Annotated in this window: 24 protein-coding genes; 10 read left to right on the forward strand and 14 right to left on the reverse strand. The window is 66.6% G+C overall.

Features of this window, described 5'->3' with window-relative positions:
- Complete coding sequence (locus AC13GI_RS13220) at window positions 1–630, forward strand: CoA transferase subunit B (protein ID WP_482996535.1); 630 nt, start codon at window positions 1–3, stop codon at window positions 628–630.
- On the opposite strand, the gene AC13GI_RS13225 is transcribed toward AC13GI_RS13220, so the two are convergent.
- Complete coding sequence (locus tag AC13GI_RS13225; protein ID WP_482996536.1) at window positions 624–3,446, reverse strand: rhamnan synthesis F family protein; 2,823 nt, start codon at window positions 3,444–3,446, stop codon at window positions 624–626. The two genes, AC13GI_RS13220 and AC13GI_RS13225, sit on opposite strands and share 7 nt — an antisense overlap.
- A 160-nt stretch (window positions 3,447–3,606) precedes the next feature.
- On the opposite strand from AC13GI_RS13225, the gene AC13GI_RS13230 reads away from it, so the two are divergent.
- Window positions 3,607–4,197, forward strand: coding sequence for an alpha-ketoglutarate-dependent dioxygenase AlkB family protein (locus AC13GI_RS13230; protein ID WP_482996537.1), 591 nt, complete (start codon window positions 3,607–3,609; stop codon window positions 4,195–4,197).
- Between the two features lie 84 nt (window positions 4,198–4,281).
- Here AC13GI_RS13230 and AC13GI_RS13235 read toward each other — a convergent pair whose 3' ends face one another.
- The 4 genes from AC13GI_RS13235 to AC13GI_RS13250 are packed head-to-tail and all read right to left on the reverse strand — an operon-like array spanning window position 4,282 to window position 7,800.
- The gene (locus AC13GI_RS13235; protein WP_482996538.1) at window positions 4,282–4,923 is read right to left on the reverse strand and encodes an ABC-type transport auxiliary lipoprotein family protein; all 642 of its coding nucleotides are present in this window, start codon (window positions 4,921–4,923) and stop codon (window positions 4,282–4,284) included.
- Window positions 4,920–5,846, reverse strand: a complete 927-nt coding sequence (locus AC13GI_RS13240; RefSeq protein WP_025878489.1) for an MlaD family protein — start codon at window positions 5,844–5,846, stop codon at window positions 4,920–4,922. The genes AC13GI_RS13235 and AC13GI_RS13240 overlap by 4 nt, the downstream gene beginning before the upstream one ends.
- A gap of 3 nt (window positions 5,847–5,849) precedes the next feature.
- A complete protein-coding gene (locus AC13GI_RS13245) occupies window positions 5,850–6,677 on the reverse strand; it encodes an ABC transporter ATP-binding protein (protein ID WP_053442492.1) in 828 nt (275 codons plus the stop codon).
- A gap of 1 nt (window position 6,678) precedes the next feature.
- On the reverse strand, window positions 6,679–7,800 hold the full coding sequence (locus AC13GI_RS13250) for an MlaE family ABC transporter permease (RefSeq protein WP_205405330.1): 1,122 nt from the start codon (window positions 7,798–7,800) through the stop codon (window positions 6,679–6,681).
- Window positions 7,801–7,892: 92 nt separating this feature from the next.
- Here AC13GI_RS13250 and AC13GI_RS13255 point away from each other — a divergent pair, with 92 nt between their 5' ends.
- Complete coding sequence (locus tag AC13GI_RS13255) at window positions 7,893–9,152, forward strand: threonine/serine exporter family protein (protein WP_025878492.1); 1,260 nt, start codon at window positions 7,893–7,895, stop codon at window positions 9,150–9,152.
- A gap of 119 nt (window positions 9,153–9,271) precedes the next feature.
- Here AC13GI_RS13255 and AC13GI_RS13260 read toward each other — a convergent pair whose 3' ends face one another.
- The 3 genes from AC13GI_RS13260 to AC13GI_RS13270 all read right to left on the reverse strand — a co-directional run bounded on the left by AC13GI_RS13260 (window position 9,272) and on the right by AC13GI_RS13270 (window position 12,585).
- Entirely contained in the window at window positions 9,272–9,655 is a 384-nt protein-coding gene (locus AC13GI_RS13260; protein ID WP_093818833.1) for an H-NS histone family protein, read from the reverse strand.
- 222 nt (window positions 9,656–9,877) lie between these two features.
- Window positions 9,878–11,581 (reverse strand): proline--tRNA ligase, encoded by a 1,704-nt coding sequence (locus AC13GI_RS13265; RefSeq protein ID WP_482996539.1) that lies wholly within the window; start codon window positions 11,579–11,581, stop codon window positions 9,878–9,880.
- Between the two features lie 626 nt (window positions 11,582–12,207).
- Entirely contained in the window at window positions 12,208–12,585 is a 378-nt protein-coding gene (locus AC13GI_RS13270) for a DUF4124 domain-containing protein (RefSeq protein ID WP_099820418.1), read from the reverse strand.
- A gap of 80 nt (window positions 12,586–12,665) precedes the next feature.
- Between AC13GI_RS13270 and pssA the strand changes: the two genes are divergently transcribed.
- From pssA to rimI, 3 genes are read left to right on the forward strand one after another with little or no spacing between them, the layout of a single operon-like run.
- Complete coding sequence (pssA, locus tag AC13GI_RS13275; RefSeq protein ID WP_099820368.1) at window positions 12,666–13,445, forward strand: CDP-diacylglycerol--serine O-phosphatidyltransferase; 780 nt, start codon at window positions 12,666–12,668, stop codon at window positions 13,443–13,445.
- Complete coding sequence (locus AC13GI_RS13280; RefSeq protein ID WP_482996540.1) at window positions 13,442–13,954, forward strand: hypothetical protein; 513 nt, start codon at window positions 13,442–13,444, stop codon at window positions 13,952–13,954. The genes pssA and AC13GI_RS13280 overlap by 4 nt, the downstream gene beginning before the upstream one ends.
- On the forward strand, window positions 13,951–14,448 hold the full coding sequence (gene rimI / locus AC13GI_RS13285) for a ribosomal protein S18-alanine N-acetyltransferase (protein ID WP_099820366.1): 498 nt from the start codon (window positions 13,951–13,953) through the stop codon (window positions 14,446–14,448). The genes AC13GI_RS13280 and rimI overlap by 4 nt, the downstream gene beginning before the upstream one ends.
- Before the next feature lie 58 nt (window positions 14,449–14,506).
- Here the strand turns inward: rimI and AC13GI_RS13290 are convergent, their stop codons facing one another.
- The 5 genes from AC13GI_RS13290 to AC13GI_RS13310 form a co-directional block, all read right to left on the reverse strand.
- Window positions 14,507–15,328, reverse strand: a complete 822-nt coding sequence (locus tag AC13GI_RS13290) for an EamA family transporter (RefSeq protein WP_251472727.1) — start codon at window positions 15,326–15,328, stop codon at window positions 14,507–14,509.
- Window positions 15,329–15,467: 139 nt separating this feature from the next.
- A complete protein-coding gene (locus AC13GI_RS13295) occupies window positions 15,468–18,311 on the reverse strand; it encodes a valine--tRNA ligase (RefSeq protein ID WP_482996541.1) in 2,844 nt (947 codons plus the stop codon).
- 34 nt (window positions 18,312–18,345) lie between these two features.
- Window positions 18,346–18,537, reverse strand: coding sequence for a YqaE/Pmp3 family membrane protein (locus AC13GI_RS13300; RefSeq protein ID WP_025879360.1), 192 nt, complete (start codon window positions 18,535–18,537; stop codon window positions 18,346–18,348).
- Window positions 18,538–18,556: 19 nt separating this feature from the next.
- Entirely contained in the window at window positions 18,557–18,982 is a 426-nt protein-coding gene (locus tag AC13GI_RS13305) for a DNA polymerase III subunit chi (protein WP_025879359.1), read from the reverse strand.
- Window positions 18,983–19,079: 97 nt separating this feature from the next.
- Window positions 19,080–20,558 carry a leucyl aminopeptidase gene (locus tag AC13GI_RS13310; RefSeq protein WP_099820363.1) on the reverse strand — a complete coding sequence of 493 codons (1,479 nt, stop codon included), beginning with the start codon at window positions 20,556–20,558 and terminating at the stop codon, window positions 19,080–19,082.
- A gap of 104 nt (window positions 20,559–20,662) precedes the next feature.
- Here AC13GI_RS13310 and lptF point away from each other — a divergent pair, with 104 nt between their 5' ends.
- Window positions 20,663–21,745: an LPS export ABC transporter permease LptF gene (gene lptF, locus AC13GI_RS13315; RefSeq protein WP_482996542.1), complete on the forward strand. Its 1,083-nt coding sequence runs from the start codon at window positions 20,663–20,665 to the stop codon at window positions 21,743–21,745.
- Window positions 21,742–22,848 (forward strand): LPS export ABC transporter permease LptG, encoded by a 1,107-nt coding sequence (gene lptG / locus AC13GI_RS13320; protein WP_099820361.1) that lies wholly within the window; start codon window positions 21,742–21,744, stop codon window positions 22,846–22,848. The genes lptF and lptG overlap by 4 nt, the downstream gene beginning before the upstream one ends.
- A 256-nt stretch (window positions 22,849–23,104) precedes the next feature.
- Here the strand turns inward: lptG and AC13GI_RS13325 are convergent, their stop codons facing one another.
- The gene (locus AC13GI_RS13325; protein WP_482996543.1) at window positions 23,105–23,593 is read right to left on the reverse strand and encodes an RDD family protein; all 489 of its coding nucleotides are present in this window, start codon (window positions 23,591–23,593) and stop codon (window positions 23,105–23,107) included.
- Between the two features lie 56 nt (window positions 23,594–23,649).
- Here AC13GI_RS13325 and xerD point away from each other — a divergent pair, with 56 nt between their 5' ends.
- Both xerD and AC13GI_RS13335 read left to right on the forward strand, forming a co-directional pair.
- Window positions 23,650–24,627, forward strand: coding sequence for a site-specific tyrosine recombinase XerD (xerD, locus tag AC13GI_RS13330; RefSeq protein ID WP_482996544.1), 978 nt, complete (start codon window positions 23,650–23,652; stop codon window positions 24,625–24,627).
- 100 nt (window positions 24,628–24,727) lie between these two features.
- Window positions 24,728–25,519 (forward strand): DsbC family protein, encoded by a 792-nt coding sequence (locus AC13GI_RS13335; RefSeq protein ID WP_180166714.1) that lies wholly within the window; start codon window positions 24,728–24,730, stop codon window positions 25,517–25,519.
- The last annotated feature ends 25 nt before the right edge of the window (window positions 25,520–25,544 follow it).

The following is a 25,544-nucleotide window of genomic DNA, read 5'->3' on the forward strand; positions in this document are numbered from 1 at the left end:
ATGGCATGGACCCGCGACGAGATGGCGGCGCGCGCTGCGCGTGAACTGACCGATGGCGCCTACGTGAACCTGGGCATCGGCCTGCCGACGCTGGTGGCCAACCACATCCCCGCAGGCGTGGACGTGTGGCTGCAATCGGAAAACGGCCTGTTGGGCATCGGCCCGTTCCCGACCGAGGACGAAGTCGATGCAGACCTGATCAATGCCGGCAAGCAGACCGTGACCGCGCGCGCCGGTGCCAGCTACTTCGGCAGCCATGACAGCTTTGCGATGATCCGTGGTGGCCACGTCAACCTCGCCATCCTCGGCGCGATGCAGGTGACCGACAAGGGCGACTTGGCCAACTGGATGGTGCCCGGCAAGATGGTCAAGGGCATGGGCGGCGCGATGGACCTGGTGGCTGGCGTGCAGCGCGTGGTGGTGCTGATGGAGCACACCGCCAAGAACGGCGAACACAAGATCCTGCCCGAGTGCACGCTGCCGTTGACCGGCGTGGGCGTGGTCGATCGCATCATCACCGACCTGGCGGTATTCGATGTGACCGATGACGGTCTGGTGCTGGTGGAAGCCGCGCCGGGCGTTGGCGATGACGAGTTGAAGGAAAAGACGGGCGTTGCATTCCGTCAGTAGGTACTGCTCACGTTTACCTTGCCACGGCCGCTGAAGTCGTCTTCGGTGGCCAGCTCCTGCAGCCAAGCGCCTGCCTGCCATTTTCCCTCGGCGAGCAGGCGCAGCGGTTCAAGTACTGCACACTTGTCCAGTGTGATGTCGGCAACGTTGGCGTCGACGGCCGAGCAGGTATCGTTGATGAATGAGAGCGCGCCGGTCTGCACCGCAGCCAGAGCTTCCAGTCCGGGCTCTCCGAGGGTCTGTTCGCCGAACTCGCCGTGCACCATTCCGCTCGCGTCGCGGAAGTAGCCATTGAACTGGCCGTATGGGGCACTCAGCAATGCCTCCAGCAGAAGATCGTGCTCTAGGATCAAGGATGACCCAGCGGTGTCCGTGCGGCCGTCGAAGTAGCGTGCTTCGGCCCAGCCCAACCCATTCAACTGCTTGGCCGTTTCCCGCAATGCGAAGTACTGGCCGCCTATCGGTTCGCCGCTGAGGCGTATCAGATTGCGCTGGATGGTCCCTGCATAGCCCAGGTCGACAACCATCGCCGGCTGGCCGCCAGTGGCCTTTGACAGATGCGCTTGCCAGTCCTGCTGACTCTGCCGGGCCAGCTCAAGGAGGGCGGGAAGCGCAGGTTCCAGCCACAGCGAGAGCGTGTCTGCCATTTCAGGCAGGAAAACATCGCGCTCCAGCAGCGTAGGGTCAACCCGGGCAATGACTTCCACGGCCTGTGAGCCAAGGCGAGCTACAAGAAGTTGGCGCACGCAGCCGTTGAAGCTGCCAGCCAGCACGGCAGACAGATCTGCATCCGCGGCCAGCGCTGGCAAGGCAGTGGAGCGCCGCGATGCAAGGAAATACTCAGCGCGCAGTGCACGCATGCCGGGATGAACCTTGGCCAACAGCATCCAGGCCTGCTCCAGCAGATAGCCTTCACGAGCAAGTAGCAGGATTGAACCGATACCCCGCTGACGGGCGGTAGCGGCGGTGGTCAGCAGGAAATCAAGCAGCATGGGGCCCAGCACGCAGTAGCCTGCATCCTCCGCGTCAAGCTGCGGCGTCGGGTACACGCGATGCGGGGCTGTGTCGGCCATATACGCGAAGCGGTTGGCGAGCAGACCCCGCCATAGCTGCTCAGGCCAAGGCGCCTGTGCTGCTGCAGGATGGCGCAGGGAGCGCAGCGCAGGGACCATGTCGAACAACACGGCAGGACGCAGCACATGGACTGGATTGATCAGGCCGGCACGCTGAGGCAACTGGACATCGGCGTGTTCGTTGTCGCCCACATGCAGCCAGCGTCCAGGCGGCGTCATCAGTCGCCCTGCCCATTGCGACCAGCTGTTGTCAGCATCCTTGCGGGACCCGGTTTCACAGGAAACCCACCACTCGTCGGTAACGGCCTGCACCTCCGGTGGCAGTACGTCGCGTAGAACGGCCTTGGGCAGATACATGTCCGACAGAGCGACCAGCCGTTTTCCGGCCAGCACCGGTAGCGCCTCCAACATCGCCTGGCGCGAGCGCAACAGATCCCGTTCCATCTGCACTTCCAGCGCCAGCAGGCGTTGGGTCATGTCGTCGCCAAGGCGCGCCAAGCGACCCATCTGCTGGTAGATCTCGGCCAGATCAGGGTCGCGGCCCAAACGTTGCCTTTGTGCGATTTCCGCGTCTTCTCGGATCTCGGCGAAGGTAGCAACTCCCGTCAAGCGCTCGGCACGTAGCGCCAGCAGTTGGCGGGCGCCGTTTGGAGTCATGAAGGGACGCAGCACCAGTGTGTCGAATACATCCAGAGTCACAACCCGAGCTTCGATGGCCGCCATCCGCAGTTGTTCGGCCAGCGGATACCTGAACGCGGCCCCGGCGTTGCGCTCACCTTCAACGGCCATGTGGCGGCTGCCATCAGTTGGCAGCACGCCGATCCGGTAGCCGCGATCACGAGCGATCAACGCGAAAAGCCGTTCGATCGCATGCTGCAGCGTGCCATCGATCTGGCCCGCCTCCACAGGGAAATCATCCAGCGAAAGTTCCAGCTCGAACAGGGGGCGGAGGGCATCCACCCGCGCCCAGAACATCGAACCGGCGGGGTAATCGAAGTAGCCCGTACTCTCCCACCCCAGGCCAAGACGAGCGCTCAGTGTGCGGCCGACCGAAACGTTGGACAGCCAAGTGTGTGCCCATGGCGGCAGCGACGAATGGGTTTCCGGATAGATCAGCCCCATATCCGGCGCTGCCTGCAGCACGCCGAACATCCATGCCAGGCGTTCGCGGTCACCGAACAGCGACGCCAGCAGGTACTTGCGCCATTGTTCCTGGGAGCTACCGGTGTAAAGAGACTTCTTTGTATGTATATGTCCCACCACGTCCAGCTCGCGGATGCGGTCTTCGAACGCCAGCAGCAGAGGCGCGATGTCGCGGCCACGGTTGGCCACCTTCGCTACCTGCAGGTCGCTGAGCAGGGGAAGCCGCGCAAACCGTGCACGAGCCTGCTCAGCGGCAGCGTCATCCACCACCGAGACCATAAGCGTGAAGGGGATTGGCATCTGTTCCAGCGAGCGGGCCAGCTCCTCAATGAGGTCCGGATAGAACACGTGCACCATCACCCCGACCTTCAGTGAAATCTGCTCCAGCGGGACTGGCGCTGGCAATGGCGCGTCGCACGGCGGTGAAGCACTCGGGCGCTGATCGCTGCCGGAAGCTCGCACGCGGTGCAGTAGTCCCCCTATACCCATGGCCCGAGCAATCCTCAATGCGCGAGTGATGACCGACCAGAGCCCGGGCAATCCGCCTCCATGGCGCTGAACCGAGCGTTGGATTGCGCCCAGGTAGCGGAGCAGTTTCATCGCCCCCCCCGGTCATCAGATGCGGGGCAGGACTGACAGGATGTAAGGCGCGGCATCAGTTGCATGGGAAGACGGTGTGGAGGTGGAGCATTGTCCCGCCTGTGAATGAAGCGGGCAAATCAGGCAATCTGGAGTAGATTTCAGCTGCAGGCATGGCGCCATGCTGTTCCCGACCGACATTCCCGACGCTGACGTCCGCCATTTGCCAAGCTGGTTGCCTGGTGGACAGGCCGATGCCCTGCAGCAGGCACTGCAAGCCGAAATCCCATGGGAAACGCACCGCATCCGCATGTTCGGCAGCTGGGTCGATTCACCCCGGCTCAGCTGCTGGATCGGCGATCCGCAGGCGCGCTACCGCTATTCAGGCGCCGAGTTCGTGCCCCATCCGTGGCCGCCACTGCTGTCCGCGCTGCGCGACCGGCTGCAGCTCGAGGGCGTGGGTCGATTCAACAGCGTGCTGCTCAACCGCTATCGCGGCGGCACCGACTACATGGGCTGGCACAGCGACGACGAACCCGAGCTGGGGCCTGCGCCGCTGATCGCCTCCTTGAGTCTGGGAGCAGCGCGACGGTTCCTGCTGCGCCGACGTGACGATCCTGCGCGCAAGGCCGAGTACCTGCTCGGCCACGGCGATCTGCTGTTGATGGCCGGGCAGACCCAGCGCCACTACCAGCACGCGCTGCCGAAGATGGCGCGGGTGCAGGGTGAACGCATCAACCTGACGTTCCGCTGGATCACGCCGCGGACCTGACGACGGTCCCGGACGATTCATCCACGCATGGCGTGGATCTACCCGTTTCGCAGGACCAGGCCCGGCGCAATCAGCGGAAACAGATCAGCGCTTCAGCGCCTGCTTGTCGTTCTGCCCGCTGGTCAGCGTCCAGCCCACCACGTCCTGCGCCACCTGCTGCAGGCCACGCTCGAACGCCGCTGCCACTGCGGCTACCTCGGTGCTGCCCACCGGCTGCAGCTGGCGGAAGGTGCGGTCGGCGACCACGCGCTGGTTGGTCACATCGATCAGCTTGGCGTTGATCTCGATGACGACCGTGGGCGTTGCCTGCCCCTGATAGTCCGATTCGAAGCGACGGACATCGGTGGACAGCTTGTAGTCGGCGCGGATGCCGGCGGCAACGCGGGCCACGCCGTGGATGCGGCCGGAATCCTCGAAGCCGCGCAGCAGGGTGTCTTCGATCATGTCGGTGGCCGGCTGTGCCCAGCTGGCGCCCTTGTAGATCTCCAGCTCGGACGGCGTCGGCCGCACGTTGATGCGCGGGCTGTCGACCATGCGCGCGGCGCTGGGCTTGGCCAGCACCAGCTGCCAGTCGGCCTGCGGCCAGCTGGGGTCGACCTTGACCTGCACGGCCGGCGAATACAGGGTGACGGGGTTCTTGTCGCCGCTGCCGAGGATCGAGCAGCCACCCAGCAGGGTGGACAGCGACGCTGCCAGCAACAGGCGCGGAAGGGTGGTCGGGCTCATTTGGGTTCGAACTCCTTCGGGGCGTCGCGGCCGAGCAAGTAGCGCGCGGGGTTGTTCTCGAGACGGTCGCTGACCCGGCGCAGGTCGCGGATCAGGCCACGCAGTTCACCCAGGGTCGGGCCGAGCTGGCCCAGGCCGTCATTGGCGAAGCTGTTGATGGCTGCGCGGTTCTCGCCAAGGATCGAATCGGCATTGCCGGCGGCCGAGTCAAGCTTGGCCAGGGTGGCGTCGAGCTTGTCGATGATGCCCGGCAGCTGCTGCACCAGGTTCTTGTCCAGGCGCTCGATGGTGCCGTTGGTGGTCTTCAGGGTGGCGTCCAGGCTGCGCGCGGCATCGCGCGCGCTGAGCAGCAGCGACTGCGTGCCCTGGTCACGGTCGGCGAGGCCGCCACTGATCGTTTCCAGGTTGGCCAGGGTGGCGTTGATCGAGGCGACATTGCGGTCGCTGAGGATCTGGTCCATGCGCTCGACGATGCGGTTGGCCACGTCGGTGATGTTCTGCAGCGCCGACGGTGTGGTCGGGATGATCGGTGCCGGGTCCTTGTTGACCGTGGTCAGCGCCGGCGACTGCGGCGTGCCGCCGCTGAGCTGGATGATCGACGGGCCGGTCAGGCTGGTGATCGCCAGCTTGGCGCGGGTATCGGTCTTGACCGGCGTGGTCGAGTTCAGGCGGATGCGCGCGACCACCTGGCGCGGATCGTCCGGCACCAGGTTCAGTTCGGTGATCGAACCCACCGCGATGCCGTTGTACTGCACCGGGCTGCCGACCGACAGGCCGGTCACCGCTTCACGGAACACTACCCGGTATTCCTGCCAGGTGCGGTCGGAGGAGTACTTGGCGGCCCACAGGCCGAAGGCCAGCAGGGCCAGGCCGGTGATCAGGGTGAACGCGCCGATCAGCACGTAGTTGGCTTTTGTTTCCATGGCTCAGGCACTCTCGATCTGTTCGCCACGCGCGGCGCGCGCGCGGGGTCCGTGGAAGTATTCCTGGATCCACGGATGATCCAGTCTCTCGATTTCCGGCAGCGGCGCATTGGCCACCACCTTGCGGTCGGCGATGACCGCCACCCGGTCGCAGATCGCATACAGCGTGTCCAGGTCGTGGGTGATCAGGAACACGGTCAGCCCCAACGCTTCCTGCAGGGTCTTGATCAGGCGATCGAACGCGGCCGCACCGATCGGGTCCAGTCCGGCGGTCGGTTCGTCCAGGAACAGCAGCGGCGGATCCAGCGCCAGCGCACGTGCCAGGCCGGCGCGCTTACGCATGCCGCCGGACAGCTGCGAGGGCAGCTTGTTGATCGCATCGGCGGGCAGACCGGCCAGTTTCACCTTCAGCAGGGCCAGCTCGTAGTGCCAGCGCTCGGGCAGTTCGCGGTGGTGTTCCTTCAGCGGCACCTGCACGTTTTCGCCGACGGTCAGCGAGGAGAACAGGGCGCCGTCCTGGAACAGCACGCCGGTATTGCGTTCGATGTGCAGGCGGCTCTCGGCGTCGTCGGCACGCGCGTCGCGGCCGAGCACTTCGATCTGCCCTTCATCCGGCACGCGCAGGCCCAGGATCGAGCGCATCAGCACCGATTTGCCGGTGCCCGAACCACCTACCACGCCAAGGATCTCGCCACGGCGCACGTCCAGGTCCAGCCCTTCGTGCACGGTCTGGCTGCCAAAGCGGTTGACCAGCCCGCGCACGCGGATGGCCAGGTCGTGGCCGTCGTCGTCCTGCATGGGCACTTCTTCGGGGATCGGATGCGTGCTCATGTCACCAGTCCATGTGCATGAACCACAACGCCGCGAAGGCGTCGATGATGATCACCAGCGAGATCGTCTGCACCACGCTGGAGGTGGTGCGCTCGCCGACCGATTGCGCGGTGCCTTCCACCTTCAGGCCTTCCAGGCAGCCAATCAGGCCGATCACCAGCGCGAATACCGGCGCCTTGGACAGGCCGACCAGCATGTGCCGCACTTCCATGGTGTCGTGCATGCGCGCGATGTACATCTGCGGCGGGATGTCGAGGTCGAACGCGCCGACGGTGATACCACCGGCCAGGCCGGCGATCATCGCGATGAAGGTCAGCAACGGCAGCGTCACCAGCAGCGCGACCAGGCGCGGCAGCACCAGCAGGTCGATGGGGTCGAGCCCCAGGGTGCGCATCGCATCGATTTCCTCGCGTGCCTTCATTGCACCGATCTGCGCGGTGAACGCACTGGCAGTGCGGCCGGCCAGCACGATCGCGGTCAGCAGCACGGCGAATTCGCGCAGGAAGGCGATGTTCACCAGTTCGACCACGAAGATCTCCGCGCCGAAATCGCGCAGGATGGTCGAGCCGAGGAAGGCGATCACTGCGCCGACCAGGTAGGACAGCAGCGCGACCAGCGGCACGGCGTCCAGCCCGACCTGCTCCATCTGGTGCACGGTCGCGGTCAGGCGGAAACGTCGGGGTTCCTTGACCAAGCGTGCGGCCTTGACCAGGTTCTCACCGAGGAAGCTGCACAGCGCCTTGATGTTGTGGCCCGTGGCATGGACGCTGACGCCCAGCCGCTCCAGCGCCGCCAGCACGCCGAAGTCGCGTTTCGGCTTCGGACGGTCGTCGGCCACTTCTTCGATGGTGCACACCAGCGCCTGGTGGTCCGGGCGGAACCGCAGGGCGTCTTCGCTCAGGTCAGCGCGATGGGCGACGCGCAGCACCTGCAGTACGCCAGCGGAGTCGAGCAGCTCGATGCCGGTGGCGTCGATGCCGGTCAGCGTGTCCGGAACGCCACGCAGCACTTCGGCCGCGGCCAGCGCGGTCTTCAGGGTCCAGTGGCCGGACAGCCGGATCAGTCCCGGATCCTGAGCGTCCTGTTCGAGCTGGGGGGCGTGGGTCGGGGTCATGGGGGCCATTCGGGTCGCAGCATAACCGTTCTGAATTGCACGTCGCGTCGAACCAGGATGAATTTCTCCAGCAGAGCCTGACGTAGGTAATACTACGGCGCATGTCCGCAGACGCTCACACGATCCCCACGCCCCAGGCCACCTACGCGCAGCGCGTGGCCTTCGTTTCCGAGATCGCCGGCCGCCTGCACAGCTACGGCACAACGGCCCAGCGCCTGGAAGCGGCGGTGGTTGCATTGGCCCGGCAGCTCGATCTGGATTGTGAACCGTGGTCGAATCCCACCGGCATCATCCTCAGTTTCAGCGACCCGGCGCAGGCCATCGGCTCCAGTGACATCACCCGGGTGATCCGGCTGGCGCCCGGCGAGAACGACCTGCACAAGCTCAGCGTGGCTGACGGGATCGCCGAGGAAGTGGCCAATGGCCGCATGAGCATTGCCCAGGGCCACACCGCGCTGCGCCAGCTGGACAAGGATCCGGGCCGGCGCGGCAAGCTGCGCACCATCCTGTCCTTCACCCTCGGTGCGGCCGGCGTTGCAGGCATGTGGAAGCTGCCGTGGCTGGACATCGCCACCGCCGGCGTCATCGGCCTGCTGATCGGCCTGCTCGGCATGGTCACCGACAAGCGCCCGGCCAGCCGTGAAGCGGCCGAAGCACTGGCGGCACTGCTGGCCGGCCTGGTCGCCACCGTGGTTGCCACCTTCGTGGGCGCGCTGAATCTCAATACGGTGATCATCGCTTCGCTGGTGGTGCTGCTGCCGGGCATGTCGCTGACCAACGCGGTCAATGAACTGGCCAGCCAGCACTGGGTGTCCGGCACCGCGCGCTTTGCCGGCGCGTTGACCACCATCATGAAGCTCAGTGTCGGCGCGATGATCGCGGTGACCCTGGCCGATGTGCTGGGGCTGGACCCGATGATCCGTGCCTCGCGGCCACAGGGGCCATGGGTGGAGTGGGGCTCGCTGCTGACGGCGGCGTTCGCCTTCGCCATGTTGTTCAAGGCCAACCGCCGCGACTATCCGTGGGTGATCGCCGCCTCGGTGGCCGGTTACGCGATCTCCAAGTTTGGTGGTCATGCCTGGGGTACGCCGGCCGGCATCTTCCTGTCGGCGATGCTGCTGACCGCCGGTGGCAACCTGTTCGGGCGCGTGGTCGGCCGTCCCGGCGCGATCATCCGCCTGCCGGGCATCATCATGATGGTGCCCGGCAGCACCAGCCTGCGCGGCGTGCTGACCTTGGTCCAGCAACAGGATGTGGGTGCCGGTCAGAGCGTGTTCCTGACCGTGTTGAACGTGGTGATGGCGCTGGTCGCCGGCCTGCTGTTCGGCAACCTGCTGATGCCGGCGCGCAAGACGCTGTAGGTGTGGACCGTTGGTCCGCACACCCTTGAATGGCGTGGGTGTGGACCGTTGGTCCACACCCCGGACAAAGAAAAAACGCCGGCTTTCGCCGGCGTTTTTCATTCCTGCTGCAGCCGGCCTCAGGCCTTCTTGATCAGGAAATCTTCCGGCTTCTTGCTGCCCTTGGCGGTCAGCTCGGCCATCCAGCGCGGCTGCTTGCCACGACCGGTCCAGGTTTCCTTCGGGTTGGCCGGGTTGCGGTACTTCGGCGCAACCTTGCCCAGCTTGCGGCCGGCGGCCTTGGACGGGGCCTTGGTGGCCTTGGCGACCTTGCGCGCGCGCGGTGCGGGTTCACCACCGAACAGTTCCTCGATGGTGTAACCCTCGGTCTTGGCCAGCTTGCTCAGCTGGGCACGCACCTTGGTGATCGGGCGACGCTTGGCGACGATGGTCTGCTGCTTCTTGGCTGTGCGGATCAATGCGCCCAGCTCACGTGCCGACAGGCCGGTCAGGTCGATACTCATCAACGATTACTCCAGAAACTAATTTAGGGACAGGGACGAGCCGGTCCGTGGCGTCGCGGGACAGAGTAATGAGGAATTAATCCCAGCACAAACAGTTGCGGTCACCGTCTGTCGGCTGGCTGGCCCGGTTGCGACCATTTTGACCGGATTATGTCCGCTGCGATTTTCCGGGAACGGCCATCCGGCAAAAAAAAGACCGGGGTATACCCCGGTCTTTTCCGATCAGCCCTGCAGGCGCTGCAGCAGGGTGGCCTTGTCCAGGCTCTCCGCTTCGGCGGCGCGACGCGAGCGGTACTCGAAGGTACCTGCGGCCAGGCCGCGTTCGCTGACCACCACGCGGTGCGGGATGCCGATCAGTTCCATGTCGGCAAACATCGCGCCCGGGCGCAGGCCGCGGTCGTCCAGTGCAGCATCCAGGCCGGCGTCGCGCAGCTCCTGCAGCAGGCCTGCCGCTGCATCGGCCACGCCCGCGTCGCCCTTCGGATTGATCACGCAGACCACCACCTGCCACGGCGCCATCGCGTCGGGCCAGATGATGCCGGCGTCATCGTGGTTCTGTTCGATGGCTGCGGCGACCACGCGCGAAATGCCGATGCCGTAGCAGCCCATCGTCATCACTGCGGCCTTGCCGTTCTCGTCCAGCACGGTGGCATCGAGCGCTTTCGCATAGGTGCGGCCCAGCTGGAACACGTGGCCGACTTCGATGCCGCGGGCGATTTTCAGCTCGCCGCCATCCAGCGCACGATCACCGGCGCGTACATTGCGGATGTCCGCCACTTCCGGTTCGGCCAGGTCGCGGCCCCAGTTGACGCCGGCCAGGTGGAAACCGGCCTCGTTGGCACCGACGACGAAGTCGGACATCGCCGCCACTTCGCGATCGGCGACCACGCGGATCGGCTTGGCCGGTGCGACCGGACCGAGGAAGCCCGGCACGCTGCCGAGGAACTCGGCGATCTCTGCTTCGCTGGCAAAACGCTGCTCGTCCAGGCCGGCAACCTTGCCCAGCTTGATTTCGTTGACCTCGTGGTCGCCGCGCACCAGCACCAGCACGAACTGCTGTGCCTTGCCTTCACCGGCGATCAGCGCCACCGACTTCACGGTGCGCTGCAGGTCGATGCCGAGCAGGGCAGCAACGTCTTCGCAGGTCTTCTGGGTCGGGGTGTCGACCTTGCGCAGGGCTTCGCTGGCCGCAGCGCGCGCGGCCGGATCGGCGGCAATGGCCGCTTCCATGTTGGCGGCGTAGTCCGAGCCGGTGGAGAACACCAGCGCGTCTTCACCGGAATCGGCGATCACGTGGAATTCCTGCGAGGCGTCACCGCCGATCGCACCGGAATCGGCCTGCACCATGCGGAAGTCCAGGCCCAGGCGGGTGAAGATGCGGCTGTAGGCCACCTTCATGTTTTCGTACTCACGCACCAGGTCTTCGTCGTGCAGGTGGAACGAATAGGCGTCCTTCATCAGGAACTCGCGCGCACGCATCACGCCGAAGCGCGGACGGATCTCGTCGCGGAACTTGGTCTGGATCTGGTAGAAGTTCACCGGCAACTGCTTGTAGCTGGACAGTTCGCTGCGCGCGAAATCGCAGGCCGCTTCTTCGGCGGTGGGGCTGTAGCAGAAGGTCTGTTCCTTGCGGTCCTTGATCTTCAGCAGCTGCGGGCCGAACTTCTGCCAGCGGCCGGTCTGCTCCCACAGTTCCTTCGGCTGGATGGTCGGAATCTGGAATTCGACGGCGCCGGCACGGTCCATTTCCTCGCGGACGATGCGTTCGACCTTGCGCAGCACGCGCAGGCCCAGCGGCGACCAGGTGTACAGGCCGGATGCGAGCTTGCGGATCATGCCCGCGCGCAGCATCAGCCGGTGGCTGGTCAGCTCGGCGTCGCTGGGGGTTTCCTTGGTGGTGTGCAGGTGGAACTGGGAGAGGCGCATCGTCGGCTTCGGATTACGGCAGAGACACCTATTCTGCCAGCCCGGCCGGGGGAGGGGTATCGGCCGGGCGGCGCCCGGCACCCGCCGAGGCAACGGCCGGAGCAACTGCAACGGCAACAGCCTGCTTCCTGGGGGATGGCGGGGCACTGCGGGTTTGCGGGGACGCCGTGAATCCGTCCATGGAGGCTTGGTCGCCGCATCCATGCGGCTCACACCCCGCAAACCCACAGTACCCCGCCTTCGACAGTTTTCCGCAATCTGTCTGGACGGCGTGGCTTGCTATTGGTAGGTGTCGACCTTGGTCGACAGTAGATCCACGCCATGCGTGGATGCTCTTCGATCATTCGATCATTCGATCATTCGATCAATTGTCGAAATATTCGATTTCGATGGAGATTCATCCACGCATGGCGTGGATCTACTGGCCACCGGGAAACTGTCGAAGGCGGGGCGGTGTGGGTGTGCAGGACCGTTGGCGCCATGGATGGCGCCATCGAGCCCCCATGGATGGGTTTACGGCGTGTCCTGCACACCCACACCGCCCCGCCATCCCCCAGGAAGCCGCTGTTGCAGTTGCTTCGGCCGTTGCCTCCGCGGGTGCCGGGCGCCGCCCGGCCGATCCCCCTTCAACCCGCCGGAGGGCAGTACGCCTTGATTGCCGCCTCGGCCAGGCCCTTCTGCGCGCTGCGCTGTTCCGGGGTAAGCGCGGTATCGGCCTTGCCGTCGCCGTCGGTGTCGTGCATCACCTGGCCACTGCCTTCCAGCAGCGCCACGTTGGCGCGGGCGGTGCTGCATTGCTCCGGCACCGGCGCGGCGGCAGGCTCCGGGGCTGCGTCCGCCACCGGCGTCCTGGCCTGGGCACGGGTCTCGTACTTGGCCCCGGTCGGCGGCGTTTCCGAATACTGGGTCACGCCCTTGGCGTCCTTCCACTTGTAGACAGGGCCGGCCAGCGCCGTGGTACTGGCCAACAGCAGCAGGCAACCCAGGCAGGACAGGGCACGCATGGCAAACTCCGCAGAATGGGCGTAGAACGCCGATTGCAGCATTGGCGCCGACCGCTGGCAAGTCGATTAAACTGGATTCCATGGACCCGATCACACCGCCGCCGCGCTCGCGCACGATTTACCTGCTGCCCAACCTGTTCACTACGGCTGGGCTGTTCTCTGGCTTCTACGCCATCATCGCCGCGGCCAACGGGGATTTCGTCAACGCCAGCATCGCCGTGTTCGTGGCGGCGGTGATGGATGGCCTCGATGGCCGTGTCGCGCGCCTGACCGGCACCAGCAGCGAGTTCGGCGTGCAGTACGACTCGCTGGCCGATCTGGTCAGCTTCGGCATGGCGCCGGCCCTGGTGATGTACCACTGGTCCCTGTCGGAACTGAAATACGACGGTGAGCTGGTCGGTCGTCTGGGCTGGGCGGTGGCGTTCCTGTACGCCGCCTGCGCAGCGCTGCGCCTGGCGCGCTTCAACACCCAGGTGGCCGTGGTCGACAAGCGCTGGTTCGTCGGCCTGGCCAGCCCGGCTGCCGCCGGCCTGATGATGTCCTTCGTCTGGGCCTTCGCCGATGGCACCCTGGGCTGGAACGGCAACGAGCTGCGCTTCGTGGCGCTGGCGGTGACCCTGGTCGCCGCACTGCTGATGGTCAGCCGTATCCGCTTCTGGAGCTTCAAGGGCGGCGCGGCCAAGGAGGGCGCACGTTCGGACCGCGTCCCGTTCCTGGTGCTGGCACTGGTGCCGATCGCCATCGCCATCGCGGTGATCGACCTGCCCCGCGTGTTGTTCGTCGTCGGCATCCTGTACGCGCTGTCAGGCCCGGTGATGTGGGGCGTGCAGCGCCTGCGCAAGAAGCCCGAGGCGGCGTGAGCCAGGACCTGCCCGTGTTGTGGTCCCCGGCCCAGCAGGCCTGGCTGCAGGCCATGGGCTATACCGTCTATCACGATGGCAAGTTGGCTGCCGAGATGGACGCGGCGTTGCAGCTGAGCGTGGCCGAGGCTGCGGCATCGGCACCCGCGCCGGTTGCGCCGACGCGCACGGCGGCACCATCGATGCAGCACGCACCCAGCCAGCGCGACGCGGCGCTGGAACCTCGGCCCGAGCGCGCGCCACCACGCACTGCCGTGCCGGTGGCGGCGCCGGATACCGTACCGGCGGCGGCCCGTCCGCTGCCCACCGGCAACGCGCGCCAGCCGCTGGTACGCCTGCCTGATCGCCTGCAGATCGCGCTGTTGCGTGCCTCGGGCTGCAATCCCAACGACCCGGCCACACAGACGCTGATGGAAAGCTGGCCGCTGGAACAACTGCGTCGCGACCCCGCAGCCAAGCGCGCCTTGTGGCCGCAGCTGCGCGCACTGCGCAAGGGCGGAACCGCATGAGTGCGGTCAGCCAGCCCGGGCCGGTAGCGATGCGTGCACTGCGCGAGAGCGATCTCAACGCGGTGATGGCCATCGAAGTGCGTGGCTATCCCTACCCGTGGACCCGCGGCATTTTCCTGGATTGCCTGCGTGCCGGTTATCCCGGCCTGGCGATGGAGCGCGATGGCCTGTTGATCGGCTATGGCGTGCTCAGCCTCGCTGCCGATGAAGCGCATGTGCTGAACATCTGCATCGATCCGCTGGTGCAGTCGCGTGGGCTCGGCCGCCAGCTGCTGCGTGCGCTGGTCCGTCTGGCCGGTGATCGAGGCGCGCAGCGGGTGTTCCTGGAAGTGCGTCCGTCCAATACCCCGGCGCTGGCGCTGTATCACAGCGAAGGCTTCAACGAGATCGGCCGGCGCCCTCGCTACTACCCTGCCGCGCAGGGGCGCGAAGATGCGCTGGTGATGGCGATCGAACTGGTGGACGGCGAGCTGGAGACAATGCCGCCGCTGTAATCGGCGTCGCGTGGCCGCTGCGCTCGCCGGGCATGGCCCGGCGCTACCGATGCGTTGTTTACGCCAGCCGCAGGGCCAACACGCCAGCCACGATCAACGCCGCCGCCAGCCAACGCGCGCGCGGCACCCGCTCGCGCAGCAGGAACACCGAGATCAGCAGCGCGAACAGGATCGACGATTCGCGCAGCGCCGACACCATGGCCACTGGTACCTGGGTCATCGCCCACAGCGCCATCGCATACGACGCGGTGGTGCCGATGCCGCCTGCCACGCCCAGCGGCCAGTGTTGGCGCGCATACGCCAGCAACTTGCCGCGCTGCCGATGCAGCGCCCACAGCGGCAACGGAATGCCCGACAGCAGGAACAGCCACAACGTATAGCTCAGCGCATTGCCGGACAGCCGTGCGCCCTGCGCATCGACCAGTGTGTAAGTGGCGATCATCGCCGCCGTCAGCAACGGCAGCCGCAGCTGGCCGCTGCGTGCGCCGCGGGCCATGCACAGGATGCCGCCACTCACCAGGATGACGCCGAGCCAGGCCGACGGCGGCAGGCGTTCGCCGAGCACGGCGCCGGCCAGCGCAACCAGGATCGGCGCGCAGCCGCGCATCATCGGATACGCCAGGCTCATGTCGACTTGCTGGTAGCAGCGTGCGACCAACGCGTAGTACGTCACCTGCAGCAGCACCGACGCGCCCAGCCACGGCCAGCTTTCCGTGGCAGGGAAGTGCAGCCACGGCAAGACGAGCGCAGACAACAGCGCGGCGCTGCCGGTGACCAGTACGGTGCCGAGGAATTTGTCCGGTCCGCGTTTGACGATCGCGTTCCAGCTGGCATGTAGTGCCGCGGCAGCGAGGACCAGCAGGAAGATGGAAAGTGGCATCGGGTGATGATGCCATGCGGGGAAAAATGAAACGCCGGGCATTGCCCGGCGTCAGCCTTGAAAATCTGCCAACCAAGGTTGGCACCTACCAAAGCGGAACGGTGGGTGCGGACCACGGTCCGCACCCACCGGCGAGGCGTTACAGCTTCGCGCGCTGCTCGCGCAGGCCAGCCAGCTGGTTGTTCCAGTCGACCAGGCGCACGCGCTCCTGCTCGATCACCGCCGGCGGCACCTTGTCGGAGAACTTGGCCAGCTTGGTCTCGCTCTTTTCCTGCTCGCCTTCCACGCGCTTGATCTCCTTGTCCAGGCGCGCGCGCTCGGCATCGAGATCAACCAGGCCTTCCAGCGGTACCAGCAGCTTCAGCTCACCGACGATCGCGGCGGCTGCCGGCGGCGCACTCTGTGCGTCGGCCAGCCACTGGATGCTGTCCAGCTTCAGCAGGAACGACAGCGAGGCACTGAAGCGCTCGATGCGCACGCGGTCCTGGTTCTGCCCGGCATGTTCCTGGCCGGCCAGCAGGCGCAGCGGCACCAGCTTGGACGGGGCGACGTTCAATTCGCTGCGCACGCGGCGCACCGCGCTGATCACTGCCTTCAACCATTCAACGTCGGCCTCGGCCTGCGCATGGTCGCCCTCGAACTCGGCGGCGGTCGGGTACGGACGCAGCGACAGCGTGGTTTCGGCCAGGCCCAGGCGCGGGGCCAGCTGCTGCCACAGCTGTTCGGTGATGAACGGGGTCAGCGGGTGCAGCAGGCGCAGCAGCGCTTCCAGCACGTACAACAGTGTGTGGCGGGTGCTGTCAGCGTCGGCGGCATCGGCGCCATTCAACGCCGGCTTGCTCAGCTCCAGGAACCAATCGCAGAACGCGTTCCAGGCGAACTCGTACAGGCACTGCGCCAGCAGGTCAAAGCGATACGCGGCGAAATGACCCTGCGCTTCGGCGGTGGTGGCGGCCAGACGCGAGAGGATCCAGCGCTCGGCATCGGTACGCGGCGTCGGCACGCCGGTGAACGCCGCACCTTCGGTGTTCATCAGGGTGAAGCGGCTGGCGTTCCACAGCTTGTTGCAGAAGTTCTTGTAGCCCTCGGCGCGGTTCATGTCGAACTTGATGTCGCGGCCATGGGTGGCCAGCGCGGCGATGGTGAAACGCAGCGCATCGGCACCATGGGCGGCGATGCCGTCCGGGAATTCCTTGCGCGTGGCCTTCTCGATCTTCTCCACCATGCGCGGCTGCATCAGCCCGCCGGTGCGCTTGGCCACCAGATCATCGATGGTGATGCCGTCGATGATGTCCAGCGGGTCGAGCACGTTGCCCTTGCTCTTGGACATCTTCTGGCCCTGGCCATCGCGGATCAGGCCGGTGAAGTAGACGTCCTTGAACGGGATCTTCCCGGTCAGGTTGTCGGTGGCCATGATCATGCGCGCCACCCAGAAGAAGATGATGTCGAAGCCGGTGATCAGCACCGACGACGGCAGGTAGCGGTCGAAACCGCGCTCGGCCATCGCCTGCTCGTTCGGCCAGCCCAGGGTGGAGAACGGCCACAGCTGTGAGGAGAACCAGGTCTCCAGCACGTCGCTTTCCTGGCTCAGCACCACGTCGCTGCCGAGATTGTGCTTCGCCCGCACTTCCTCTTCGCTGCGGCCGACGTAGCAGTTGCCGGTGGCAGCATCGAACCACGCCGGAATGCGGTGGCCCCACCACAGCTGGCGGCTGATGCACCAATCCTGGATGTTGGTCATCCAGTGGCGGTAGGTGTTGATCCAGTTCTGCGGCACGAAGGCGATTGACCCGTCCTCGACCAGCTCCAGGCCACGACGCGCCAGTTCGTCCATTTTCACGAACCACTGGTCGGTCAGGTACGGCTCGATCACCTGGCCGGTACGGTCGCCGCGCGGCACCTGCAGCTTGTGCGCCTTGGTCTCGACCAGGATGCCCAGGTCTTCCAGTTCACCCAGCACGGCCTTGCGCGCGTCGTAACGGTCCAGCCCCTGGAAACGTTCCGGCGCGTTGTCGTTGATCGCCGCCACCGGGGTGAACAGGTTGATCATCGGCAGGCTGTGGCGCACGCCCACCTGGTAATCGTTGAAGTCATGCGCGGGGGTGACCTTGACCACGCCGGTACCGAACGCACGGTCGACGTAGTCATCGGCGATCACCGGCACGCGGCGGCCGGTCAGCGGCAGCACCACGCTCTTGCCGATGAGGTGCAGGTAGCGCTCGTCTTCGGGGTGCACCATCACCGCGGTGTCGCCCAGCAGGGTTTCCGGGCGGGTGGTGGCGACCACCAGGTAATCGCGGGTTTCGCGCAGGGTTTCGACGCCGTCGGCATCGCGCTCGACGTGTTCGTAGCTCAGGCCTTCATCCAGCTGGTAGGCGATCGACCACAGGAAACCGTCTTCCTCGGCGCTCTCCACTTCCAGGTCCGAAATCGCGGTCTTCAGCACCGGGTCCCAGTTGACCAGGCGCTGGCCGCGGTAGATCAGGCCCTGTTCGTGCCAGCGCACGAAGGCTTCGATCACCGCTTCGGACGGCTGCGGGTCCATGGTGAAGGTGCTGCGCGACCAGTCGGCCGAGGTGCCGAGGCGGCGCATCTGCCGTTCGATGATGTCGCCGGACTGCTGCTTCCACTCCCACACCTTGCCGATGAAGCCCTCGCGGCCCAGCGAATCGCGGGTCTCGCCGTTGCCTTCCAGCGCCAGGTTGCGGCTGACCACCATCTCGGTGGCGATGCCGGCGTGGTCGGTACCGACCTGCCACAGCGTGTCGTAGCCGCGCATGCGGTGGTAGCGCACCAGCGCATCCATCAGGGTCTGCTGGAAGGCGTGGCCCATGTGCAGGGTGCCGGTCACGTTCGGCGGCGGCAGCAGGATGGTGTACGGCTCGCCCTTGCCGGACGGCTTGAAATGGCCGGCCTTCTCCCAGGCCTCGTAGAGGTCGGTCTCGAAGGACTTCGGGTCGTAGCTGGAGGCGAGTTGGGTCATGCGGGGGAACCAGTCATCAAGGCGGGAAGGGAGATCAGCGCGACCCGAGGGTGCGCCGGATCTTCTGGTCGGTGTGGTACTGGCTGACCGAATAGGCAGCCCAGATCGCGGCGGGCAGCCAGCCGATCAGGGTGATCTGCAGGATCAGGCAGACGATGCCGGCAAACGGCCGGCCGATGGTGAAAAAGGACAGCCAGGGAAGAATCAGGGCGATCAGCAGGCGCATCAAGGGGTCCTCGCAGGGCTTACATGTCGTGCTTGTTCAGGTCGTAACCGGCGGTCTTGTACTGGCGCCAGCGCTCGCGCAGCGGTTCGCGCGCTTCCGGATCGGCCGGCACCACTTCCAGCACGCGCTCGCACTGGCCCAGCCAGGGTTCGTCGCGCAGGTTGATCACCAGCGGCCGCACGGGGGCCTCACCGCCGGGCGGGGCGATCAGTACCAAGGCTTCTTCCTCGTCCACATCCTCACCCACGATCTGGTGCGGAATGTAGGCATCGTCGTCGAACGACCAGAGAAGTTCGTCCAGTTCTTCGGCCTGGGCCTGGTCGCGGGCCAGCACCAGGGTGAACAACCCGGCGTCGTTGGCCTTGCGCGCCAGCTCGCAGACCAGGCGTAGCGGCTCGGTCAGGAAACGGGGCTTGGCGATCAGGTAGAAGTCGGCGCGGGGCATGGTGGCATCCAGGTGAGGCAGGTGCCGATCCATGCCGGCTGACGGCTGGACCGGCGAGGCCCCGGCCGGCGGTTGCCGGCCAGGGTCAGGTACAGCGTCAGGCGCGGGCGACCTGGTCCAGCAACCACTGGCTCAGCAGGCCGACCGGACGGCCGGTGGCCATGCCACGCTTGCCTTCATCGCTGGCCACGCCGGCGATGTCCAGATGGGCCCAACGCTGGCCTTCGGCGAAGCGCGACAGGAAGCAGCCGGCGGTGATGGCACCGGCCCAGCGGCCGCCGATGTTGTAGACGTCGGCGAAGCTGGAATCCAGCATCGGCTGGTACTCGTCCCACAGCGGCAGGCGCCAGGCGCGGTCGAAGACCTGCTCGCCGGCGGCCAGCAGCTCGTTGGCCAGGTCGTCGTGCTTGCTCATCAGGCCGGCGGTCTGGTGGCCGAGGGCGACCATGCAGGCACCGGTCAGGGTGGCCACGTCGACCAGCGCCTGCGGCTCGAAGCGCTGCGCGTAGGTCAGGGCGTCGCACAGGATCAGGCGGCCCTCGGCGTCGGTGTTGCCGACTTCGATGGTCTTGCCCGACATCGAGGTGATGACGTCGGACGGGCGGTAGGCATTGCCGTCGATGGCGTTTTCCACCGCCGGCACCACCACCACCAGGTTCAACGGCAGCTTGGCCTTGACCGCAGCGACGAAGGTGCCGATGACGTTGGCGCCGCCGCACATGTCGTACTTCATCTCTTCGATGCCGCCCTGGGTCTTCAGGTTGACGCCACCGGTATCGAAGGTGATGCCCTTGCCGACCAGCACGTAGGGCTTGGCGTCGCCGCCATTGCTCCACTTCAGCACCACCAGGCGCGGGCGGTTGGCCGAGCCACGGGCCACGGCCAGCAGCGAGCCCATGCCCAGCGCTTCCATCTGGGTCTCGTCGAGGATCTCGGCTTCGGCACCGTCATGCTCGCCGGCGAATTTCACGCCCACTTCAGCCAGGTAGGCCGGGGTGCAGTAGTTCGGCGGCAGGTTGCCCAGCTCGCGGGCGAACTCGACACCGGCGGCGATGGCCTGGCCCTGCGCCAGGGCCTGCGCATCCTCACCGGCGATGGCCAGCTGGGCCAGGCCGGCATCGTCGGCCTTCTTCTTGCCCAGGGTGGCGGTGTAACGGTAGGCCGCGTGGTCGGCGGCAATCACCGCCTGGCGGATCGCCCAGGCCGCGTCGCGGTCCTTCACCGCCACCTCGGACAGGGTGAACAGTGCGCTGCGGGCAGCGCCGGCCTTCAGCGCGCGCACGGCATCACCGACTGCCTTCAGGTACTGCGGCACGCCGAAGCGGGCGGCATCGCCGAGGCCGACCACCAGCACGCGCGGGGCGGTCACGCCCGGCAGATCGTGCAGCAGGGTGGTGGCGCCGGTCTTGCCGGACAGGTCGCCGCGCTGGGCCAGGGCCGCCAGGCGGCCACCGCTGGCAGCATCCAGTGCCTGCGCGGACGCAGTCAGGGTATGGTCGGCATAGGCGCCGACGACGAGGCAGTCAACGGCGGCCGAAGCCGCAGCGAGGTGGTTCAGGGTGAATTCGAGAGCCATTGAGCAGATTCCATTGGCAAGTCCGTACAATCGCGGACCGTTTACGCCCAGACGCTAGACTGGGCGGCACCGCGAACGAACCTGAGAGTTTAAACCACCGCCCCATGTTGAAGCTCGACCGCTATCTATTGGGCGATTTCGTCCAGAGTTTCCTGGCTACCCTGATCGTCCTGCTGGTGGTCAGCGTGGGCGGCGTGCTGGTGGACATCCTCGGCAACATCGCCGACGGGCGGCTGCCAGCCAAGCTGCTGTTCTCGCAGCTGGGCCTGCAGTTCATCGTCTACATGCCGCTGATCCTGCCGCTGGCACTGATGCTGGGCCTGCTGCTGGCCATCGCCCGCCTCTACCGCGACTCGGAAATGGCGGTCATCACCGCCATCGGTGTCGGCCCCAAACGCCTGCTCAAGCCCCTGCTGCTGCTGGTGCTGCCGGTGATTGCGGTGGTCGGCGCCTGTTCGCTGTGGCTGGGGCCCTGGGCCCAGCGCACCGCCGAACAGATGATCCAGGACGCCAACCGCAGCGTGCTGATGGCCGGCCTGGAGCCGGGCCGGTTCACTCCGCTGCCCAATGGTGGCGTGGTCTATGTCGCCTCCATCTCCCCCGATGGCAGCCAGCTGGGCCGGGTGTTCCTGCAGCGCCAGAAGGAGGATCGCCTTGAAGTGGTGTCCGCCGCCAGCGGTCGCATGTACTTCGAAGGCGCCCGCCAGCGCTTCCTCGAACTGGATGATGGCCACCAGCTGGAAGGGCCGGCGGCCGGTGCGCTGGATTACCGTCTGGCGACTTTCGCCCGCAACGACGTGGCGCTGCCCGACGGCAGTGAGGCCCGCAAGAGTGATGATCCCGAACTGATGCCGACCACCGCGCTGTTCGGCGACAAGCGTCCCGAGGCGCAGGCACAGCTGCACCGCCGCCTGGCCCCGCCGCTGATCGCGCTGGCCTTCGCCCTGCTGACCGTGCCGCTGGGCCGCAGTTCGCCGCGCCAGCAACGCTACGGCCGGATGATGCTGGCCCTGCTGGCCTACATGGTCGGCACCAACATGATGTTCATCGGCAGCGGCTGGATTGCCAACGGCCAGATTCCGTCGGCGCTTGGCCTGTGGTGGCTGACCCTGCCGCTGCTGGCACTGGCGATCTGGATGTACGCGCGTGATGGCCGCATGGCCCGCCCGACGGGAGCCCGCGCATGATGCTGCGACCGATGCGTTTCGATCTGTACCTGGGCCGCGCGGTGCTGGGTACCGTGCTGCTGACCTGGGCGGTGCTGGTCGGCCTGGACGTGCTGATGGCCTTCTCCGGCGAGTTCAAGGACATCGGCAAGAACGGCTATTCGCTGGGCCATGCGGCAGCCTGGGTGCTGTACACCGTGCCGCGCCGGGCCTACACGATGTTCCCGACCGCAGCGGTGATCGGCGCGCTGATGGGCCTGGGCCAGCTGGCCGCGACCTCGGAGCTGACCGCGCTGCGCGCGCTGGGCCTGTCGCGCAAGCGCCTGAGCGTATCGGTGGCGATCGCCCTGTCGCTGCTGACCGGGCTGATGGTGATCAGTGCCGAGACCCTGGGGCCCTGGGGCCAGAACCGCGCCGATTCGCTGAAGATGAGTGCCAAGTGGGGCACCGACATGGCGGTGGCGCGCTACTCCGGCCTGTGGGCGCGCGAGGGTGACACCTTCCTCAACGCACAGACCGGCGAAGAACAACTGGTGGGCGAAAAGGGCACCCGGCTGATCCTGCGTGACGTGCGCCTCTACAGGATCAACGAGGACGGGCGGGTCGGTACGCTGACCCATGCCGCCACCGCCGAGCATGACAAGGACGGCTGGGTGCTGACCGGCGTGCGCCGCGACACCTTCGGCGAGCGCTCGGCAACGCGCCAGGAAGTGGCCCGTGAGCCGTGGAATTCCAAGCTGGACGCCGGAGCCCTGGCCACCGGCATCGCCAAGCCGCGCAACCTCAGCGTGTCCGAGCTGAGCACCAGCATCGCCTACCGCGAGCGCAACGGCCTGGATGCACGCGACTACGAGGATGTGTACTGGAGCCGCTGGTTCTATCCGTTGAATGTGCTGGCGCTGTGCCTGGCGGCGGTGCCGTTCGCGTTCGGTTCGCTGCGCAGTGGTGGCATGGGCAAGCGCCTGTTCCTGGGCATCCTGTTCGCGCTGGCGTTCTGGCTGCTGCAGCTGTTCTTCGGGCGCATGGCCGGCGCGCTCAAGTTCGACTACCGCATTGCCTACGCGTTGCCGCCGATCGTGATGCTGGCAGTGTCCGGATTGTTGTTCCGGCGCAAATCGGGCTGATACCGGTGGCGCCGGGCATGGCTCGGCCGCTTCCCGCGCTGCGCGCGTGAGCGGAGCATGGCTCGACTCTACAGAATGTGCGTTACCACTTGGGCGTCCGTTGCCTGGTCCGATGTTGGCGGTCGATCCAGGCCCAGCGCGCTGGATTCTGTAGAGCCGAGCCCATGCTCGGCTGCTTTTCGCTCATCGCGCGTCAGCCGAGCATGGGCTCGGCTCTACACACGCGCCGCGCAGGATTGGATTGAAGGGTGACATATCAGCGCTTCGGCATCCGCAGCAGCCGCGTGGCGCTGGCGCGGTCGTGCCAGGTCAGCCGCTGGCGATCCACCAGCGCCCACCAGAAGCCCAATCCGCCCAGCAGCAACGACAGTGTGGCCACCGCGAACCGCAGCCACAGCTGGCCGCGTCGCAACGGCGTGCCGTCGCGTGATTCCAGCTTCAAGCGCCACGGGCGCATGCCCAAGGTCTGCCCGCCGCGTCGCCAGCTGGCGGTCGCATACCACCCGGTCAACCCCCAGCACACTGCCCACAGCAGCCATTGCCATGCGCTGAAAGGCGCGATGTTCTCGCGCTGCGCATGGCCGCTGAAGGTATAGGCCAGGGTGAACACGGTACCGGCCAGCATCCACAGGGCCAGCACCGGCAACGCGTCATAGATCATCGCCAGCAGGCGCCACAGCAGCAGCGCGCGCGGGCGGGGCGTATCAGCGGCGACGTGGGCCGCATCGGTGGCGGGGCTCGACATGTGCCGAGCATACGCAATGCTGGCCGTGCCCGCAGTCGGCCTCGTATCCTGCGTGCATGGCCGTCACTTCCACTCCCGCCGAACGTCGTCAGCTGGTCCAGCACCTGCCCGAGCTGCGCAGCGAGGACGGCCAGCGCATCCAGCGTTTCCTCGACGCGATCTGGGCCGAGCACGGCCTGGCCCGCGCCACCCTGGACAGCTACCGCCGCGACCTAGAAGGCCTGGCGCGCTGGTGTGATGGGCGCGACGGCGGTCTGGCCGGTGTTGAACGCGCCGGGCTGTTCGATTACCTGGCCTGGCGCACCCGCCACAACTGGTCGCCGCGCAGCAATGCGCGGCTGCTGTCGGCGCTGCGTGCGTTCTTCGCCGACGCCGTGCGCCGTGGCGAACGCAGTGAAGATCCCAGCGCACTGCTCGATCCGCCGAAGCTGCCACGGCTGCTGCCCAAGGCGCTGGCCGAAAGCCAGATCGATGCGCTGCTGGCGGCGCCGGATATCGACAGTCCGCTCGGCCTGCGCGACCGCGCCATGCTGGAACTGATGTATGCCGCCGGGCTGCGCGTGAGCGAGCTGGTGCTGTTGCCCGCCACGGCAGTGAATCTGCGCCAGGGCGTTCTGCGGGTGACCGGCAAGGGCAGCAAGGAGCGCCTGGTGCCGCTGGGTGAGGAGTCGCAGTACTGGCTGGAACGCTATCTGCAGCAGTCGCGACCGCAACTGGTGGGCAAGGGCAAGGTGCAGGCGCTGGCCGACGGGCAGACGCCCTTGTTCATCGAACCGGCGCTGCATGGCTTGACCCGCCAGGCGTTCTGGCATCTGGTCAAGCGTTATGCGGCGGTGGCCGGCATCGACCCAGCGCGGATCAGTCCGCATGGCCTGCGGCACAGTTTCGCCACCCACCTGCTGAACCGTGGCGCCGACCTGCGCGCGCTGCAGATGCTGCTGGGCCACAGCTCGCTGTCCACCACCCAGATCTACACCCTGGTCGCGCGCGAACACCTGCAGAAACTGCACGCCCGCCATCATCCACGCGGCTGAGCCCACGGCTGAACCCCTGCCGGGCCTGTGCGCGGCATCGCGGACCGCTCAGGATGGCTGTGTCAGAATCCGAAGTCTTCTTTCTGCTGCGGACTGCTCCATGCTCCGATTCGCCATCGCCGCCGTGTTCGGCGCGCTCAGCCTGAGTGCCTGCGCCCAGCCGGCCCCGCCCGCCGCAAAGGCGCCCGCCGCAGCGGCTGCCAAGGCCGGTCCTGCCGCCGCGGCCAATGGCCCGGCCGAGCAGGCCGTGCGCAAGGCACTGACCGAGCTCAACCCCGGCTTCCAGGTGGATTACATTGGCGCCGCGCCCTTCCCGGGCTTCCGTGAAGTGGTGGTCTCCGGCCAGCTGCTGTACGTCTCCGACGACGGCCGTTACCTGTTCCAGTCGCAGCCCTACGACACCCGCGCCAAGAGCCCGGCCAACAGCGAAGGCCTGCTGGGCTACCGTCGCGACCTGCTGGCCAAGGCCAATCATGGTGACCGCATCGTGTTCGCCGCGCCGAACGCGAAATACACCATCAGCGTGTTCACCGACATCGAGTGCGGCTACTGCCGCAAGCTGCACCAGGACATCGCCGAGCTCAACCGCAACGGCATCACCGTTGAATACCTGGCCTTCCCGCGCATGGGCCTGGGCAGCAAGGATTACACCGACATGATCTCGGTCTGGTGCGCGGCCGATCGTCGCCAGGCGCTGACCAATGCCAAGCGTGGTGGCACGGTGGCCGCGAAGAACTGCACCAACCCGGTGGCGATGCAGTACGCCCTGGGCCAGCAGTTGGGGGTGAACGGTACGCCGGCCATCTTCGCGCCGGATGGCACCCAGCTCGGCGGCTACCTGCCGCCGGCGCAGCTGCGTGCCGCGCTGGAGAAGCTGTCGGCCAAGCGCTGACCGCCGCTGACCTTTTTCTGTAGCG

This window comes from Stenotrophomonas sp. 82F1, from assembly GCF_056861525.1.